We start from the raw sequence: 17,918 nt of genomic DNA, 5'->3' as shown, positions 1-17,918 counted from the left end.
GCTACAGGGACGTGGACGGTGCAGGGTGAGCGCGTGCCCGATGCCCGCCGTACCGATGCGGTACTCCTCCTTGTCGCCCTCGTCTGGGGTTCCAGCTATCTGTCCGCCCAGACCGCCACCGCCGTACTGCCAGTCCTGGTCGTGCTGTTCGCGCGGTACGCCCTGTCCGCGCTCGCCTGTCTCGGTCTGGTCGCCGCCGACCGGAAGTCCGGCAGGTGGACCCGCGACGAGCTCCGGATCGGCGTGCCTCTGGGGGTCACCCAGGCGGCCGTCCTGGTCGTGGAGACGTACGGCGTCGCCCACACGAGTGCCGCGAACGCGGGGCTCATCATCAGCCTGACCATCGTGATCACTCCCCTCCTGGACCGCTCGGGCCACCGCGGCGGCCTCCCGCTGTCCTTCTACGCGGCGGCCGGCGTGTGTCTGCTGGCCGTCGGCCTGCTCATGTCGGGCAACGGCTTCCACGCGCCCCGCCTCGGCGATCTGCTGATGCTCGCCGCGGCGCTGATCCGGGCGGTGCATGTGGCACTCGTGGGACGGCTCACCGTGAACCGTGCGATCCGCCCGCTGCGGCTGACCACCGTGCAGACCCTCGTCGGCTCGGCGCTGTTCCTGCTGCCCGCGTCCGGCGAACTGTCCACGCTCGCCCACATCGGCGTCGCGGGCTGGGCGCAGCTGCTCTATCTCGCCCTGTTCTGCAGCGTGTTCGCGTTCCTCGCGCAGACCTGGGCCGTCCAGCGCACCTCGGCGAGCCGCGCCAGCCTCCTCCTCGGCACCGAACCGATCTGGGCCGCCGCGGTCGGCATCGCCCTCGCAGGCGACCACTTCACCCCGGTCACCGCCCTCGGCGCGACCCTGTTGGTCACGGGAACCTACTGGGGCCAGGCGATCGAACGCGCCCACCGGGCCAAAGCCCCGTCAGGGGCGCGGGGAACTGCGCGACCAGCCACAGCGGACCCGCAGTTCAAGGACACCCTCATCCCGCAGGCTCTCCCGGCGCAGCGCCAGGACGCCGAGGAGGCCCAACGGCCGGTGTGAACGACCGGTTCAGACCCGCTCGTCCGCGTCCGCCAAGTCCCGCAGCGGCCACACCCCGTCGACCACCGCCGTCGCGTCCCCCTTGCGGCGCAGGAAGGCCTGGAAGTCGGCCGCCCATTCCGCGTACCACTCGATCTGGCGGCGGTGCAGCTCCGCCGGGCCGAGCGCCGCGACCTTGGGATGGCGGGCGGCTATCGCGCCGGCGAGGCGGGCCGCCGCCAGGGCGTCCGCCGAGGCGTCGTGGGCGGAGTCGAGCGCGATCCCGTACTCCGCGCAGACCGCTTCGAGATTCCGCTTGCCGCGGCGGTAGCGGTCCACCGAGCGGTCGATCGTGTACGGATCGATGACCGGCGCCGGATCGACCCCGCCGAGCCGGTCGCGCAGTGACGGCAGTCCATACCGCCGCAGTTCGGCGGAGAGCAGCGTCAGGTCGAAGGCCGCGTTGTACGCCACGACCGGGACGCCCGACTGCCAGTACGAGACGAGGACCGAGGCGATCGCGTCGGCCACCTGGTCGGCGGGCCTGCCGTCGGCCGTCGCCCTTTCGTTGCTGATCCCGTGCACCGCCACCGCGTCCGCCGGGATCTCGACTCCCGGGTCGGCGAGCCATTCTCGGTGCCCGACCGGCTCCGTCCCCCTGACCTCGATCACGGCCCCGGTGACGATGCGCGCCTCGCGCGGATCCGTCCCGGTCGTCTCCAGGTCGAAGCCGACCAGCAATTCCCCGTGCCAACCCATGCCGGCCCCCTTCTTCGTGGTGCGATCCCCCAATGACCTCCACGATCCCATGGGCCACTGACAATCCGACGACCGCATTCCGCTTGACGCTCATCAGGCCCCGTCACCAGGCCTGCCACCGGGCCGGCCGCGAAGCCGGACACAAGCCCGTGACGGGAACCGTCAGGACACAGGCCGCGAATCGGCCCAAGCCACCTCGAACTCCTCGCGATACGTCCCGAAAAGCCCTTCTTCGCCGACCTCGTCCGGCTTCAACACCCGCCCCCCGCCGCGCAGCACGAGCACCGGTGCCTCCATCCCGCGCGTCCGCCGCAGATACGACTGCACGACCGCTATGCCGTCCGAGCCGTCCCCGTCGACGAGGTACGCCGTGAAGCGGGGCGTCTCGTCGTAGACCTGGATCTCGAAGGCGCCGGGATCGCGCAGCCGGGCCCGGACCCGGCGCATGTGCAGGATGTTCATCTCGACGGAGCGGCTCAACTCGCCCCGCTTGATGCCCAGTTCACGCTCGCGGCGCTTGACCGCGCTGGAGGCGGGGTTCAGGAACAGCAGCCGCACCCGGCAGCCGGACTCGGCCAGTCTGACGAGCCGCCGTCCGGAGAAGTTCTGCACGAGGAGGTTGAGGCCGATGCCGATGGCGTCGAGGCGGCGCGCTCCGCCGAAGATGTCCTCGGCGGGGAACTGCCGCATCAGCCGCACCCGGTCCGAGTGCACGCCCACCACGTCCGCGTACCGGTCGCCGACCAGGTTCTCGACCGCGTCGACGGGGAGCCGGCGCGCGGACGGTACGTCGCTGCCCGCGCCGAGTATCTCCAGGAGCTTGGCGGAGGCGCGCTCGGCCTGGGCGAGGACGGCCTCGGACAGCGCCCTGTTGCGCGAGACGACGTTGCGGGTGACTTCCAGTTCGTCCAGGGCGAGTTCGACGTCCCGGCGCTCGTCGAAGTACGGCTCGAAGCACGGCCAGTGCTGCACCATCAGCTCGCGCAGCTGGGGCAACGTGAGGAAGCTCAGGACGTTGTCGTCGGCGGGGTCGAGCAAGTAGCCCTTGCGGCGGCTGACTTCGCGTACGGCGACGGCGCGCTGCACCCACTCCTGCCCGGCGGGTCCGGCGGCGGCGACCACCCAGTCGTCCTCGCCGTGGACGGGTTCGTAGATCGGGCGCAGAACAGCGGCCACGACCGCGCGCAGCCGCTGTTCGACGAGGTTCAGCCAGATGTAGGCCCGGCCGGCCCGCTGGGCGCGCGTACGCACCTCGCGCCAGGCGTCGGCGCCCCAGTCGAGCTCCGCTCCGATTTCCATCGGTCGCGCCAGGGACACCGCGCCCGGTGGGGCATCCGTGGAGCTCCCCTCGTGACCGCCGTCACCAGGGGGCAACTCCAGCCCTCCGGACCCCACCCGCGCACCGCCTTCCGCTCCCCCGAGCACTCCCCCAGCCAACGATCAAGGAAGGGTACTCCGGGAGCGGCCGACGGTGCAGCCGGATGGACAGGTCGTTTCTCAACTACCGTTGTCCGGCCTGCCGTTCTGATCGGCCAGCTCCGGCGGAGTGAGCGGATTCATAGCGGTGACGTCGCGCGGGGCGATGGAGAAGCCCTGCCAGTGGACCGGCATGGGCTGCTGGTCCTCGTCCCGGGCGACGTGGTGGAAGCCGATGTTCACCCAGGCCACGGGGTGCGTGAGGTTCTGTCCGTTGACCCACTTGTCGACGGACTTACCGGCTCCGGTACCGCAGTTGCGCAGGTTGTTGCTGGCGAACTGCTCGCACTTCTTGTACTGGGTGAAATAGACGTCGTGCTTGGTGAAACTGCGGCCCGGGTACTTGGAGGTGGCGCCCGGGACGAGTTCGTACGAGCGGGCGTGCTCGTCCTTGTTCTTGCCGGTCGTGCTGACCACGCGCCACCAGCGCATGTTCTTGGCGTCGCCCGCGAGTTCCTTGGTGATCGCCTTGCGGGTGGTCTTGTTGCGCGGTGCCTCGCCGTTGGCGGCGGGCGGGCTGACCACGGAGTCGTACTGCTCGACCTTGTTCTTGGAGTTGCCGTCGAGGCCGAAGTTGAGCCGCCAGAAGACGTTGTGGCTGTGGCTGGTCGCGTACGCCTTGGCGCCCTTGCCGATCGGCCAGCCGCGGCCGTCACCGGCGTCGTAGTCACCGGGCGAGAGGCTGCCGGTGGCGCCGACGTTCATGTTGATCGCGCCGTCGTCCGAGAAGCGCCACTCGGTGATGTACTCGTACCAGCCGACCTGGTTGACGGTGTAGACGAGCAGGTCCTTGCCCTGCTGCTGGAAGACCTTGCTCGCCGAGTCGCCCTGCATGCGGTAGGCGTGACCGCGCGAACGGGTCGTGGTGCACAGGCCCTTGACGTCCGGGTGCTCCGGGTCCCAGGAGTCCGGCACCTTGACCGTCTTGATGGTGCCGCCGGGGCACTCGCCGGGGGCCATGTTCATCAGGCCCTGGCCGAATCCGGCGCCGGTGAGGTCGTCGTACTCGACCGAGCCGTCGTCGTAGGGGACGTGGATCTGGGCGAGCTTCGCACTTGTCAGGACACGTATGGGGGCCGCTTCGCCCTTGGGCTGGTACGAGATGTTCTCCAGGACGAGCCCGGCCTCGCTCTCGTAGTGCCAGCACATCGACCACTTGGTGCCGGTGGTGAGCGTCTGCTCGATCTTGTACGCCGCACTGCAGTCGGCGGCGGCCGCGGGGGCGGCCTTGGGCTGGGCGACGGCCGGTCCCGCGGCCGTGGTGGCGCCGACGGTCAGGGCGGCCACCGAGAGGCCCACCGCCGTCCGCCTGCGGGCGCGGTTGATGCTGTTCACGCGCATGAAGAAGTGACTCCCTTGCACAAGCAGGAAAGTTGGAAAGGTGAACCGACCCCCCGGTGCTCCGAGGCCGGTGAACGCGAGAGGCTGAACGGAACGGAAGGTCAGCCGACCTTGGCGATCTTCCGGGCGCTCAGATCGACGACCAGGTCACGGCTGTCGATCCAGGGGCCGTTCTTGGCCTTCACGAAGAGCCGCAGGCAGCGGTGCTTGCCGCAGTCGGCGAGTGCCGCGGGCGTGCCGGCGTTCGCCCGGTAGACCATGCTGTTGAGCATCAGCTGGTCGGGAGAGGTCAGCTCCTTGCCTGTGGAGTCCTTGAAGTCGGCCTTCAGGCCGGCGCCGAGCCGGTCGGCGATCAGGAGCTGTGCGGCCTCGACGGTCTCGGCACGGCTGAGCGGCGGCTGGACGCCGTGCTGGGTGTCCGTCCCCTCGACCTTGCCGGTGTCGAGGTTCACGGTCTTGGTGACGAGCGAGTCGTCCTTGTAGTCGTAGAACGACACCTCGGCGCGGCGCGGCGCGTTCGGGTCGTCCAGTTCGCTCTCGTCGGGTTCCGCGAGGTCGACGGTGATCCGCTGGGGACCCTTGTCGCCCTCGACGTTCTCGCTGGAGCGGAAGAGCTGCCGGTCGAGGGCGAGCTTCTCGACCCGCTCGGTCTCGTCGTCGGTGAGCGGGTCGCGCCCCTTGCCCTTGTCGCCCTCGGCCGGGGCCTCTTCGACGACGCCGGGCTGCACGGCCCCCTGAGCCTGGTCCTGGCCCTGTCCGGCCTGCTGTGAGGTCTGGCCCGCCCCGTTGCCGCCACCGGAGTCGTCGGCGCCCGCCGAGCCCGGCAGGGTGATCCCGACCATGACGGCGGTCCCGGCGACCGCGATGGCCGCACCCGCCACCATCTTGCCCAGATGGCGGTGCACTATCGTGCGCACATTTCCCCCTACTCCCCCTGAATCTCTAGGAGTCGCTCGAGTCCCACTGGTTCGGCATACCGCGTATGCACTGGTCGCTCGGTAAGAGGGACGTAAGTCATAGGTGGTTCCATCACTTTCGGGGAGACTCGGGCGGGAGTCGCCCCCGGCGACGCCGCACAACTGGAAGAGTTGCATCCATGCAGGTCTGGCCTGGACAGGCGTACCCACTCGGTGCCACGTACGACGGCGCCGGCACCAACTTCGCGGTCTTCTCGGAGGCCGCCGACCGGATCGAGCTGTGTCTGCTGCACGACGACGGCTCGGAGACGGCGATAGAGCTGCGCGAGACCGACGCGTTCGTACGGCACGCGTACCTGCCCGGCATCATGCCGGGCCAGCGGTACGGCTTCCGTGTGCACGGTCCGTACGCGCCCGAGAGGGGTCAGCGCTGCAACTCCGCGAAGCTGCTGCTCGACCCCTACGCGAAGGCCATAAGCGGTGGCATCGAATGGGGCGAGGAGGTGTACGGCTACCACTTCGGGTCACCGGGCAAGCGCAACGACCTGGACTCGGCGCCCCACACGATGAGTTCCGTGGTGGTCAACCCGTACTTCGACTGGGGCGACGACCGGCGCCCGCGCACCGAGTACCACCACACGCTCCTGTACGAGGCCCATGTGAAGGGCCTGACGATGCGGCACCCGGGGCTGCCCGACGAGCTGCGCGGCACGTACGCGGCCCTCGCCCACCCGGCCATCATCGAACACCTGACCGAACTGGGCGTCACGGCACTGGAACTGATGCCCGTTCACCAGTTCGTGAACGACCACCGTCTGGTCGACATGGGCCTCAACAACTACTGGGGCTACAACACCATCGGCTTCTTCGCCCCGCACAACGCGTACGCCTCCTGGGGCGACCGCGGACAGCAGGTCCTGGAGTTCAAGTCGGCCGTACGGGCACTGCACGAGGCCGGTATCGAGGTCATCCTCGACGTGGTCTACAACCACACCGCCGAGGGCAACCACCTGGGGCCGACGCTGTCCTTCAAGGGCCTCGACAACGCCTCGTACTACCGCCTGACGGACGATCCCCGCTACTACATGGACACCACGGGGACGGGCAACTCGCTGCTCATGCGCTCCCCGCACGTCCTCCAGCTGATCATGGACTCGCTGCGCTACTGGGTCACCGAGATGCACGTCGACGGGTTCCGCTTCGACCTGGCGGCGACCCTGGCCCGGCAGTTCCACGAGGTGGACCGGCTGTCGTCGTTCTTCGACCTGGTGCAGCAGGACCCCGTGGTCTCCCAGGTGAAGCTGATCGCCGAGCCCTGGGACGTCGGCGAGGGCGGCTACCAGGTGGGCAACTTCCCACCCCTGTGGACCGAGTGGAACGGAAAGTACCGCGACACCGTACGGGACATGTGGCGCGGCGAGCCGCAGACGCTCGCCGAGTTCGCGTCGCGGCTGACCGGCTCCTCGGACCTCTACCAGGACGACGGGCGGCGCCCGCTGGCGTCCATCAACTTCGTCACCTGTCACGACGGCTTCACCCTGCACGACCTGGTGTCGTACAACGAGAAACGCAACGACGCGAACGGCGAGGACAACCGCGACGGCGAGAGCCACAACCGGTCGTGGAACTGCGGCGCCGAGGGCGACACCGACGACCCGCAGGTCCTGGAGCTGCGGGCGCGTCAGATGCGCAACTTCACCGCGACGCTGTTGCTCTCCCAGGGCGTGCCGATGCTGAGCCACGGCGACGAGTTCGGGCGCACGCAGAGCGGCAACAACAACGCGTACTGCCAGGACAACGAGCTGTCCTGGGTGCCGTGGCCCGAGAACACCGAGGGTGAGGGCGACGCCGAGCTGCTGGAGTTCACGCGCGCGATGGTGTGGCTGCGCCGCGACCATCCGGTGTTCCGGCGGCGCCGCTTCTTCCACGGCCGGCCCGTGGAGGGCACCCACGACGATCTGTCGGACATCGCCTGGTTCACCCCCGAGGGCGAGGAGATGACCCAGCGCGACTGGGACTCCACACAGGCGCGGGCCCTGTCCGTGTTCCTCAACGGCAACGCGATCTCGGAACCGGGACCACGCGGAGAGCGCATCAGCGACGACTCCTTCCTGCTGATGTTCAACGCCTCTCCGAAGACCCTGGAGTTCGTGGTACCGGTCAACCACGGCCGCCAGTGGCAGGTAGTCGTCGACACGGCCCGGCCGACCGGCCTGGAACGAGGCACAGGCGCGAAGGTCCAGGCGGGCGACCGCCTGTCATTGGTGGACAGAAGCATGATGGTGCTGCAGCGACCGGCGTAGACGGATCACTGGCGGCGGTGGTACCTCGCGCCCTTTGAGGCGCGAGGTACCACCGCCGCCGCCTTTAGGGGCGCGGGGAACTGCGCACCCCAGCCACGGCGAACCCGCACCTTCAATCGGCGCCCCCCGCGGAGCGCAGGCGTGTCGATGGCACAAACCGCCCCCAGGCGGGTACGTAGGTTCCCATGACACCTGAGCGTCCCGACCCGGCCGCCCCCGCCGCGCCGACCGCCACCTACCGGCTCCAGCTGCAACCGGAGTTCCCCTTCGGGGCGGCCGAGGCGGCCGTCCCGTATCTGGCCTCGCTCGGCGTCTCGCATCTGCATCTGTCGCCGGTCCTGGAGTCGGTTCCGGGTTCGGGGCACGGCTACGACGTCGTGGACCACGCGCGCGTGCGCGACGAACTGGGCGGCGAGACGGGGCTGCGGTCCCTGTCGCGCACCGCGCGGGAGCACGGTCTGGGCCTCGTGGTGGACATCGTGCCGAACCACATGGCGATGGCCCCGCGCCACAACCACGCCCTGTGGGAGGTGCTGCGCGAGGGTCCGGACTCGCCGTACGCGCGCTGGTTCGACATCGACTGGCGGGCCCACGAGGGGCGGATGCTGCTGCCCGTGCTGGGGCAGCCGCTCGGCGCGGAGAGCGGGGCCCTGGAGGTCGACGGGGACGTCCTGCGCTACTACGACCACGTGTTCCCGCTGCGGGCCGGCACGGAGAAGCTGCCGCTGCCCCGGCTGCTGGACGCGCAGTGGTACCGGCTGGGGTGGTGGCGGCTGGCCCGTACCGAGCTCAACTACCGGCGGTTCTTCAGCATCTCGGAGCTCATCGGGGTGCGCGTGGAGGACCCGGAGGTGTTCGCGGCCACGCACGGGAAGATCCTTCAGCTGCTGGACGAGGGTGTGGTCGACGGGCTGCGGATCGACCACCCGGACGGCCTCGCCGACCCCGACGCGTACCTCCGCCGTCTGAACGAGGCGACGGGCGGGCGCTGGACGGTCGTCGAGAAGATCCTCGCGGACGGCGAGCCGCTGCCCGCCGCCTGGCCGGTCGCGGGCACCACCGGCTACGACGCGCTGCGGCACGTGGACGGCCTCTTCACGGACCCGGCGGGCGCGGGGGAACTCCTCGGCCAGTACCGGCGGTTCGCGGCCCCACAGCCCGACCGTGGGGGCGTCTGGGAGGCGACAGTGCGGCGGGCCGCGTACAAGGTGGTCCATCACGAGCTGGCCGCCGAGGTCGACCGGCTCACGCGCGAGGCCGACCGCCTGTGCCGCACCTCGCCCGACCCCGCGCTGCGCGACCGCGCCCCCTGGGCCCTGCGGACCGCGCTGCGGGAGCTCCTCGTCCGCATGGAGGTCTACCGGCCCTACACCTCCGGGGACGCCGCGTCGGTCGTCACCGAGGAGGCCGCCGACGAGGCGCGCCTGGCCTTCAAGGTGCCCGAGGAGGCCCAGGCCGTCGATCTCGTACGGGATCTGGTGCTCGGCAGGGCCGGTGAAGGGCCCGAGTACGAGGCGTTCCGGGCGCGGTTCGCGCAGACCGCGTCGGCGCTGCGGGCCAAGTCCGTGGAGGACACCGCGTTCTACCGGTACGTTCCGCTGCTGTCGGCGACCGAGGTGGGCGGCGAACCGGGGTCCCCGGCCGTGTCCCCGGAGGACTTCCACGCGTACTGCGCGCGCGTGCAGCGCGACTGGCCCGCCACCGGCACCGTCCTGTCCACGCACGACACCAAGCGCAGCGCCGACGTACGGGCGGCGATCTCGGTGCTCACGCAGATGCCGTCGCGCTGGGCCGACCTGCTGGCCGAGGTGACCGGGTGGACGGCGGCCGAAGGGATCGGCGCGCCGGATCCGCAGGTGGCCTGGGCCGCGTGGCAGACCGCGGTCGGGCTCGGTCCCGCGGCCGGGGAGCGGCTCCAGGGCGCGCTGCTGAAGCACGTCCGCGAGGCGGGCCTCGGCACCTCGTGGACCGAGCAGGATCCCGCGTACGAGGCCGCCGTGGCGGAGTTCCTCAAGGCGGGGCCGTGCGGGACGCCCGGGCAGCTGGTGGCCGCGTTCAGGAGCTCCGTCGAGCCACATGTGCGGGCGAACGTCCTGGGGGCCGCACTGGTCCATCTGACGATGCCGGGCGTGCCGGACCTCTACCAGGGCACGGAGGTCGAGTACCGGGCGCTGGTGGACCCGGACAACCGGCGGCCCGCGGACTTCCCGCCGGTCGACCCGGTCGGCCTGTCCGCCGAGAAGGCGGCGCTCACCGGGGGCGCGCTGCGGCTGCGCGGGCGGCGGCCCGCCGTCTTCGGCGAGTCGGCGACCTACGCTCCGCTTCCCGCGGAGGGTCCGGGCGCCGCGCACTGTGTGGCGTTCGTACGCTCCGGGGAGGTGGTCACGGCCGTCACCCGGCTGTCGCTGCGCCTGGAGGAGGCGGGCGGCTGGCGCGACACGCTGCTGGCGCTGCCCGCGGGGCGGTGGGCGGACGTGCTCGCTCCGGGGCGGGAGTTCACGGGGCACGCACGCGTGGAGGAGCTTTTCGGACCGTTGCCCGTGGTGCTGCTGGAGCGGGTCGGCAACGACTCGGACGCCGGCTCCGGGTGAGCGGGTGACCGAAGGCGCCCGGCGGCGCCCGGCGGATGGCACGGGACGCGCCCGCCGTCCGGGGGTGAATTGTCCCCCGGCTACCGGTAAATGCTGCTGGGCGCTCCCCGGTGGCGCCCCTTCACGTCCTTGACAGTTCATCCGGTCCGTGGAGTACTGCGGATTGCGACGCCGGAGCGGACCTAGTCGGGGGTGAGTCTCCTGCCGGAGCTGCGCTACCCCAGTGTGACCGAAATCGTTTGCTCGGCCCGGGCGCTGGCGGCCCACCGGCCGGGCCTGTGTTCGCTCAGACAGGTCGGTTCCTCGCGCGCCGGCCGGCCCCTGCAGCTGCTCTCCGTGGGCCACGCCGCGCGCTCGGTGCTGGTCGTCGCGGGCGCCCACGCCAACGAGCCCACGGGCGGCTCCACCCTGCTCTCGCTGGCCGAACGGGTGCTGCGCGACCGGGAGTTGCGGGCCGACACCTCCTGGCACTTCCTGCTCTGCGCGGACCCGGACGGCGCCAGCCTCCATGTGACGCCGGCGCCGCGCACCCTGCTCGACTACCACCTCGGGTTCTTCCGTCCGGCGGGGCCCGAGCAGCCCGAGTGGTCGCCGTCCGTGCTGCCGCCCGACCGGCTGCCACCCGAGACGCGGGCCCTGACCCGGGTCATCGACGAGCTGCGCCCCTACCTCCAGGCGACCCTCCACGGAACGGATCTCGGCGGCTCCTGGGTGCAGTTGACCAAGGACATCCCGGGGCTCGCCGAGCCGTTCGCCAAGTCCGCGGCGGAGCTGAACATCCCGGTGGAGACGGGCGCCTCGGACGCCGCCGGCTGGCCCGCCTCCGGGCCGGGTGTGCATGTGATGCCCGCCCCGGGCTCCGACCTGGCGTACCCGAGCATGCCGGACGACGCCCGGCACAGCACCTGGCACCACGCCCACCGGTACGGCGGGCTGACCGCGGTCGTCGAGGTACCGATGTGGGCGAGCGACCTGGTCGACGATCCCGCGCCGCATCCCGCCCCGGCGGCGGCCATGCGGCGTCTGGCGCGTCGCCTCCTCCAGGACGCGGTCCAGGTCGAGAGCGTCCTCGCCGAGGTGCTGCCGCGCCTTCCCGGGCCGGACGGTCCGTTGCTGCGCGCCGCCAAGTGGGCGCTGGAGCTGGTGCCGGGGCTGGCGGGCGACTGGGCGCGGACACCGCCCGCGGACTCGACGATGGCGTACGTGGGCAGCGTGGACGCCTTCGGCCGACGGCTCCCGCTGCGGGCCGCGGCGATGCTCCTGCGGGTCCTCCAGGAGGCCGACGACCGCGCCGCGCCCCCTCTGGAGCGCCTGGTCGCGTCCTGGAGCGAGGCGTTCGCCGAGCGCTTCCGGGCACGCTGGGTGCCGCTGGAGCACCAGGTCGAACACCAGAGCCGCACGGTGGTGGCGGCGGCACGGCACGCCAGGGACCGGGCGGCTTGAGGCACGCGCGCGTGGAGGCCGTTCGATGCGGCACGCGCGCGTGGGGGCCGTTCTGTGCCGCACGCACGCGTGCCCGGTGGTTCGCTGCGCGTGGCTCAGTTCGACAGGGCGAACACCGAGCCCGTCCGTGCCGCCATCACGCAGGAGTTGGAGTGCGTCTCCTTGTAGGTGACGGCGCGGCCTCCCCACTCGCCGCGCGCGGAGGTGATCACCGGGGCGTAGATCATCGGGCAGTAGACCTCCTTGGGCGGGATGCGGCCGATGTCGCCGCCCGCGGCGCGGAGTTCCTCGCAGGCACGTGCCGCGTGCGCGTGGCCCTGGGGCGGGTCGCACAGCAGCAGGGTGCCGCGTGTGTCGCTGGAGCGGGCGTCGCCGTGGGTGACGGTGACGTAGAGCCAGTTGCCCGCGAGCCACTCCGGGGGCGCCGCCGCCCGGGCGGGCGCCGAGCCCGCGAAGAGGAGGGCGCAGACGGTCAGCAGACAGGCCCGTACGGCTGCCGTCGCTTTGTGAGTGTTCGTCATTGCCTGTGCATCGGCACACCGGGCCCCCAGGCCCACCCCGACTCACTCGAACGGCACTTCGGCCCTCCTCGGGGGCGTACCGAGCGGACTCGCGCCGGGAGGCGCGCCGGGCTCCCGCTGCCGCGCCAGGTCGAACGCGGCGAGTACCACGCGCGCGTGGTACTCGACCTGCCTCGACACCGGGATCCAGCGGGCCCCGTGGCCGTCGTGGTAGTCCGCGCACCACACGTCGATGAGCCGGTCGAGGTCGGCCGTCGCGCCGGACGGGTCCTGCCCGGCGGCGGTCACCAACTGGCGCAGCAGCCCCGCCGTGCGCAGCGCTATCCGCCGCCCGGAGATGCGCAGCGCGGTCAGCCGGGCCGTGTCGAGCGGCGGCAGCGGGCGCGCGCCGCCGTCCGCGTCGGTGTCCGGACCGGTGTCCGGGTCCCAGGAGTCGGCGAGGCCGGGGCAGACCAGTAAATAGTCGTCGACCGGTGCGAGGAGACGGTCCGCGTCCGGAGCCGTGCCCAGGGAGGGGCGGATACGGGCCAACAGGGCCTTCAGAAGGGCCGTGTCGCGCCGCAGCGTGCGGCTGACGGCCCGCAGGGCCCCGTCGGTGTCCGCGGGCGCCGAGGAGTCCCCCACGGCCGCCACACCCCACATGGGCGCCTCGACGACGGCGGTCACCGTGCCGTACGGGTGCGGGTGGAACCAGGTGGACTCGACCGCCGCCTCCGTGATGGCCGCGGCCAGGCCGCCGCGCCGCGGGGGCGGGATCCGGTAGACCGCGGGCCCGAGGCTGGGCCAGTACAGCGTGTCGTACGGGCCGAGTTCCAGCGGGATGCCCAGGCGCCCCGCGATGTGTGCGAGGCGCGGCGCGAGTCCGGGCAGGTCGCGGGTCAGCTCGACGAAGCCGCCGCCCACGTCGACGCCGTGCAGGGAGCACTGGAAGAAGGGCCGCAGTTCGTCCTGGAGGGCGAGCAGGGCGCGGGTCTCCGGCAGGGCGGCCGACGCCGCGCCGTCGGGCAGCCACTCGGGCTGTTCGAGGAAGCCGGGGCGGAAGAAGTGCCGGAAGTAGTGGCCGAGGGTGTACGGGCCCGACAGCCAGCCCTCGTTGCGGCGGGCGCCGTCGGGGTCGAGGCACAGCAGCAGGTTCCAGGTCACGTCGGCGCCGTCGCACAACCGGGGGTCGGCGAGGGCCCGTTCGGCCAGTCGCAGCGCGGTGGCGCCGCCGACCGGCTCGTTGGCGTGGGGTCCCGCGACGATCAGGGCCTGGCGGCTGCCGTGTCCGACGGACAGCAGCAACAGGGGCAGTCCGGCCCGTGACGTGCCCACTTGGCGCAGCCGGGCGTCCCGTGGGCGGCGGGCGACGAGCGCGGCGGCCCGCACGCCAAGCTCGTCGACGGACAGATAGCGGAGGACTGGCGGCAGCGTCTTGACCTCCGCTGTGAAGAGCCATCGGTTCACTTGTTGTGCATGACGTACGCACAGTGAGTCACGACTACGGAGGTACGTCAACACCACGGCACACCCGGAACGTTCACGTCAGCAGGGCCGCGCGGCGGAGGGTCCGGTTCCACTCGGCGGGGCGAGCCGTTCGGTCCGCTCAGTCCGCGACGAGGCGAGCCGTTCAGTCCGCGGCGAGGCGGAACGCCATCCGCCCGAAACTGACCTGGTCCCCGACCTGGACGACGGCGGCCCCGATCACCCGCCGCCCGTTCACGGACGTGCCGTTCGTCGAGCCCAGATCCCGCAGCACCCACATACCGCCCTGGCGGGTGAGCTCGGCGTGCACACGGGACACCGTCTCGTGGCTGAGCCGCAGACCGCTGGCCGGGTCGCGCCCGATGCGCAGCGGATACCGGTTCTCCGGCCGGGGCAGCAGCAGCTTGGGCAGCCGCTCGGCCTGCCACGCCCTGCGCAGCCGCACGGTGAAACCGGAGACCGCCTCGACCGCGCCGAACAGCATCCGCGACCAACGGTTCTCCGTCCGCAGGTCGGCGGTGAGCGCGGCGAGTTCGTCCAAGGTGCGGGCGGCGAAGGCGAGTTCCATCCGCAGTACGAACGTGTCGTGCGAGAGCCTTCCCTGGGCGACGCCCTCCCGCAGCACCCTCAGCGCCCGGTCGCGCTCGGCGTCCGACAACCGCGCGGGAGCGGGATAGGTGTGGAACTCGGAGGACGACGTCACGCAGCCGATTGTCTGGCAGCACGGCCGGAGTGTCCAGAAAACGCAGCACTTCAGAGCCCCCCCCCCCCCCCCCCCCCCCCCCCCCCCCCCCCCCCCCCCCCCCCCCCCCCCCCCCCCCCCCCCCCCCCCCCCCCCCCCCCCCCCCCCCCCCCCCCCCCCCCCCCCCCCCCCCCCCCCCCCCCCCCCCCCCCCCCCCCCCCCCCCCCCCCCCCCCCCCCCCCCCCCCCCCCCCCCCCCCCCCCCCCCCCCCCCCCCCCCCCCCCCCCCCCCCCCCCCCCCCCCCCCCCCCCCCCCCCCCCCCCCCCCCCCCCCCCCCCCCCCCCCCCCCCCCCCCCCCCCCCCCCCCCCCCCCCCCCCCCCCCCCCCCCCCCCCCCCCCCCCCCCCCCCCCCCCCCCCCCCCCCCCCCCCCCCCCCCCCCCCTACCTACGTCGGATCCGGTCCTTTCAAGTCGTTCGATCCGGAGGATTCGAAGGTGAATTGATCTCGTTTGACGCACCATGGGACCGGCGACGTCACGGTGAGCAGACGAGGGAGAACCGTCCGTGCAGTTCGAGGTGTGGGCACCACAGGCCGACCGCATGACGCTCCACTGCGCGGACACCACGCGCGCGCTGGAGCCCGATCCGGAGCGCGTGGGGTGGTGGACGGGAGAGGCCGAGGCGCAGGACGGGACGCGGTACGGGTTCGCGGTGGACGACGGCCCCGTGCTGCCCGATCCGCGCTCGCGCCGGCAGCCGGACGGGCCCGACGGGCTGAGCGCGGTCGTCGACCACGAGGGGTACACGTGGCGTACGGAGTGGGCAGGGCGCGGGCTGCCGGGCGCCGTGCTGTACGAGCTGCACGTGGGCACGTACACGCGCGAGGGAACCCTGGACGCGGCGACCGAGCGGCTCGGGCATCTGGTGGAACTGGGCGTGACGCACGTCGAGTTGATGCCGCTGTGCCCGTTCCCGGGGCGGCACGGCTGGGGGTACGAGGGGGTGTCGCTGTGGGCCGTGCACGAGCCGTACGGCGGTCCCGAGGCGCTGAAGCGCTTTGTCGACCGGGCGCACGAGCTGGGCCTCGGTGTCGTCCTGGACGTCGTGCACAACCACCTGGGGCCGTCCGGCAACTATCTGCCCGCCTTCGGCCCGTACTTCACGGAGACGCACCACACGCCCTGGGGCGCGGCCGTGAACCTGGACGCGCCCGGTTCGGACGAGGTGCGGGCGTTCCTCCTCGGCAGCGCGCTGGCGTGGCTGCGCGACTACCGGTTCGACGGGCTGCGGCTGGACGCCGTGCACGCGCTGCGCGACACGCGCGCGTGCCACTTCCTGGAGGAGCTGTCGGCCGCTGTGGACGCGTTCGCCGAGGAGCAGGGCCGGCCGCTGTTCCTCATCGCCGAGTCTGACCTGGCGGACCCGCGGATCATCACGCCCCGCAAGGAGAACGGGCTCGGGCTGCACGCCCAGTGGAACGACGACTTCCATCACGCGCTGCACACCGCGCTGACCGGTGAGGCGCAGGGCTACTACGCGGACTTCGGCAGGTCCCCGCTCGCCTCGGTCGCCAAGACGCTGACATCGGGCTTCTTCCACGACGGTACGTACTCGAGTTTCCGCGGTCGCCGGCACGGCCGCCCGCTGGACCTCACGAAGGTCTCCGCGCACCGCCTCCTGGGGTATGCGCAGACCCACGACCAGATCGGCAACCGCGCCCAGGGCGACCGGCTCTCGGCCTCCCTCTCCCCGGGCCTGCTGGCCTGCGCCGCCGCGCTGACGCTGACCGGGCCGTTCACGCCGATGCTGTTCATGGGCGAGGAGTGGGCGGCGGGCACGCCCTGGCAGTTCTTCACGGACCACACCGATCCCGAGCTCGCGGAGGCCGTACGCCGGGGCCGGCGGCGGGAGTTCGCGGCGCACGGGTGGGCCGAGGAGGACGTCCCGGATCCGCAGGACCCCGCCACTCGTGACCGCTCCTGCCTGGACTGGTCCGAGCCGGAGAACGGGCTCCACGCGCGCGTGCTCGACTGGTACCGCGAACTCATCGCCCTGCGGCACACCCAGCCGGACCTCTCCGATCCCGACCTCGCGGACGTCAAGGTCGCCTTCGACGAGCGCACCCGCTGGCTCGCCTTCCGCCGCGGTGACGTCCGGGTGGCCGTGAACCTCGGCAAGGACCCGGCGGCGATCCCCCTCGGCACCCGCCCGGCCCGCGTACTGGCGGCGTGGGAGCCGGTGGAGGTTCCGGGGGCGGACGGGGTACTGAGCCTGCCGGGCGAGTCGTGTGTGGTGCTGCTGCAGGGGTGACAGGGCTGCGGTGGGCCGGGGTGTCGGCGTGGCTGGTGTCGCCCGGCGCCGCGTGCGCGTAAACGCTTGCGCAAGCGTTTATGCGCGCGGCCCTCGGCCCACGGTTCGAACTCCCCCTCCCCCTAAAGCGTCTCGTCCGTCTCGTCCCGCAGTTCCGTGACCCGTTCCAGCAGGATCGCCTCCCAGGAGCGACGCAGTTGGGAGCGGAGGAGCGGCAAGGGGCCCTTGTCGTCGTTCCGGAGGCGGTCTGCGAGGCGGGTGAGGGTGTCGCAGCGGGCGAGCCACAGGCCGCGCAGACAGGGGCGGGCGCCGTAGCCGGCGAGGGTGGCCGCGCGGACGGCGGCGGGCGCGCCGACGGCGAGGGCGAGGCCCGCGATGTCCTCGGCCGGGTCGCCGACCACCGCGTCGGTCCAGTCGAGGACACCACGTACGCGCCCGTCGGCGCTGACCACGAGGTGTTCGCCCTTGAGGTCGTGGTGGACGAGGAAGGCGGCGCCGGGCTGCGCGGCGAGCTGCCCGGCGGCGGGCGCGGTCAGCTGCTGGAGCCGGGCGGGGTCGAACTCGTCGGCCGCGGCGAGCTGTTCGGCGGCGCGCTCGGCGGCGGTCCGGAGCACTTCGAGGGACCGGGGCGCGGCCCTGGGCACTCCGAACGCCTCGGCCTGGCGCACCGGCACCTCGCGCAGCCCGGTGAGCAGCCCCGCCAGATCGGCCTCGCCCACGGCGGAGACGTCCTGCCGCTCGCCGGAGCCGCCCGGGATCAGCGTGTCGAGCGTGTACGTCAGCCCGCTCGCCCACTCGCCGTGCGCGATGCTCACCGGCACGGAGACGCCGATGTGCGGGCGGACCAGGTCGCGCAGCCGCAGTTCGCGCCGCTGGCGCAGGGTGGCCTCGCGGTCCGGGGCGAGCCGCAGTACATGGCGTGCGCCCACGAACCAGGTGGAGTGCTCGCCGCCCTCGGCGACGGGCCGGATCTCGGGCCCGCCGCCGTCCGGGAGGAGGGAGCGGACGAGGCGTCGCACGGTGTCCGCGGTGGGTGTCGCTGCCTGGGTCATGGTCGCGCCGTCTGCCGTTCGGGGTCCGGGTCTCCTGGGGGT

13 protein-coding genes are annotated in these 17,918 nt (G+C 72.5%); 5 read left to right on the top strand and 8 right to left on the bottom strand.

Going from position 1 to position 17,918, the window contains the following annotated elements; translation table 11 throughout:
* Positions 1-33: 33 nt before the first annotated feature.
* The gene (locus ACN20J_RS38185; RefSeq protein ID WP_419667663.1) at positions 34-1,038 is read left to right on the top strand and encodes a DMT family transporter; all 1,005 of its coding nucleotides are present in this window, start codon (positions 34-36) and stop codon (positions 1,036-1,038) included.
* Positions 1,039-1,047: 9 nt separating this feature from the next.
* On the opposite strand, the gene ACN20J_RS38180 is transcribed toward ACN20J_RS38185, so the two are convergent.
* The 4 genes from ACN20J_RS38180 to ACN20J_RS38165 all read right to left on the bottom strand — a co-directional run bounded on the left by ACN20J_RS38180 (position 1,048) and on the right by ACN20J_RS38165 (position 5,510).
* Positions 1,048-1,776, bottom strand: a complete 729-nt coding sequence (locus tag ACN20J_RS38180) for a 3'-5' exonuclease (RefSeq protein ID WP_189845532.1) — start codon at positions 1,774-1,776, stop codon at positions 1,048-1,050.
* A 162-nt stretch (positions 1,777-1,938) separates the two neighbouring features.
* Entirely contained in the window at positions 1,939-3,171 is a 1,233-nt protein-coding gene (locus ACN20J_RS38175; RefSeq protein ID WP_055616093.1) for an SAV2148 family HEPN domain-containing protein, read from the bottom strand.
* A gap of 102 nt (positions 3,172-3,273) precedes the next feature.
* Complete coding sequence (locus ACN20J_RS38170) at positions 3,274-4,593, bottom strand: copper amine oxidase (protein WP_189845533.1); 1,320 nt, start codon at positions 4,591-4,593, stop codon at positions 3,274-3,276.
* 101 nt (positions 4,594-4,694) lie between these two features.
* Positions 4,695-5,510: a Tat pathway signal sequence domain protein gene (locus tag ACN20J_RS38165; RefSeq protein WP_189845534.1), complete on the bottom strand. Its 816-nt coding sequence runs from the start codon at positions 5,508-5,510 to the stop codon at positions 4,695-4,697.
* A gap of 179 nt (positions 5,511-5,689) precedes the next feature.
* Between ACN20J_RS38165 and glgX the strand changes: the two genes are divergently transcribed.
* The 3 genes from glgX to ACN20J_RS38150 all read left to right on the top strand — a co-directional run bounded on the left by glgX (position 5,690) and on the right by ACN20J_RS38150 (position 11,847).
* Positions 5,690-7,813 (top strand): glycogen debranching protein GlgX, encoded by a 2,124-nt coding sequence (gene glgX, locus ACN20J_RS38160; protein ID WP_361922305.1) that lies wholly within the window; start codon positions 5,690-5,692, stop codon positions 7,811-7,813.
* A 185-nt stretch (positions 7,814-7,998) separates the two neighbouring features.
* Positions 7,999-10,404, top strand: a complete 2,406-nt coding sequence (gene treY / locus ACN20J_RS38155) for a malto-oligosyltrehalose synthase (protein ID WP_419667662.1) — start codon at positions 7,999-8,001, stop codon at positions 10,402-10,404.
* A 192-nt stretch (positions 10,405-10,596) separates the two neighbouring features.
* Entirely contained in the window at positions 10,597-11,847 is a 1,251-nt protein-coding gene (locus ACN20J_RS38150; RefSeq protein ID WP_189845537.1) for a M14 family zinc carboxypeptidase, read from the top strand.
* A 95-nt stretch (positions 11,848-11,942) separates the two neighbouring features.
* Here ACN20J_RS38150 and ACN20J_RS38145 read toward each other — a convergent pair whose 3' ends face one another.
* From ACN20J_RS38145 to ACN20J_RS38135, 3 genes are all read right to left on the bottom strand, one after another.
* Positions 11,943-12,368, bottom strand: a complete 426-nt coding sequence (locus ACN20J_RS38145) for an SSI family serine proteinase inhibitor (RefSeq protein WP_419667661.1) — start codon at positions 12,366-12,368, stop codon at positions 11,943-11,945.
* Between the two features lie 42 nt (positions 12,369-12,410).
* Positions 12,411-13,814, bottom strand: a complete 1,404-nt coding sequence (locus ACN20J_RS38140; RefSeq protein ID WP_419667660.1) for a M14 family zinc carboxypeptidase — start codon at positions 13,812-13,814, stop codon at positions 12,411-12,413.
* A gap of 163 nt (positions 13,815-13,977) precedes the next feature.
* Complete coding sequence (locus ACN20J_RS38135; RefSeq protein WP_189845539.1) at positions 13,978-14,535, bottom strand: DUF1707 and FHA domain-containing protein; 558 nt, start codon at positions 14,533-14,535, stop codon at positions 13,978-13,980.
* A 543-nt stretch (positions 14,536-15,078) separates the two neighbouring features.
* Here ACN20J_RS38135 and treZ point away from each other — a divergent pair.
* Entirely contained in the window at positions 15,079-16,824 is a 1,746-nt protein-coding gene (treZ, locus tag ACN20J_RS38130) for a malto-oligosyltrehalose trehalohydrolase (protein ID WP_419667659.1), read from the top strand.
* Between the two features lie 122 nt (positions 16,825-16,946).
* Here the strand turns inward: treZ and ACN20J_RS38125 are convergent, their stop codons facing one another.
* Positions 16,947-17,876 (bottom strand): aminoglycoside phosphotransferase family protein, encoded by a 930-nt coding sequence (locus tag ACN20J_RS38125; RefSeq protein WP_189845541.1) that lies wholly within the window; start codon positions 17,874-17,876, stop codon positions 16,947-16,949.
* Positions 17,877-17,918: the final 42 nt, after the last annotated feature.

This window comes from Streptomyces sp. 2-1, from assembly GCF_048564895.1.
Lineage (GTDB): Bacteria > Actinomycetota > Actinomycetes > Streptomycetales > Streptomycetaceae > Streptomyces > Streptomyces phaeochromogenes.
This window is presented reverse-complemented; position numbering and strand designations above follow the sequence as displayed.

Coding starts and splice junctions, on each gene's coding strand:
- ACN20J_RS38170 (WP_189845533.1), bottom strand. CDS start 4,593: ATGCGCGTGAACAGCATCAACCGCGCCCGCAGGCGGACGGCGGTGGGC.
- ACN20J_RS38180 (WP_189845532.1), bottom strand. CDS start 1,776: ATGGGTTGGCACGGGGAATTGCTGGTCGGCTTCGACCTGGAGACGACC.
- ACN20J_RS38145 (WP_419667661.1), bottom strand. CDS start 12,368: ATGACGAACACTCACAAAGCGACGGCAGCCGTACGGGCCTGTCTGCTG.
- glgX (WP_361922305.1), top strand. CDS start 5,690: ATGCAGGTCTGGCCTGGACAGGCGTACCCACTCGGTGCCACGTACGAC.
- ACN20J_RS38125 (WP_189845541.1), bottom strand. CDS start 17,876: ATGACCCAGGCAGCGACACCCACCGCGGACACCGTGCGACGCCTCGTC.
- treY (WP_419667662.1), top strand. CDS start 7,999: ATGACACCTGAGCGTCCCGACCCGGCCGCCCCCGCCGCGCCGACCGCC.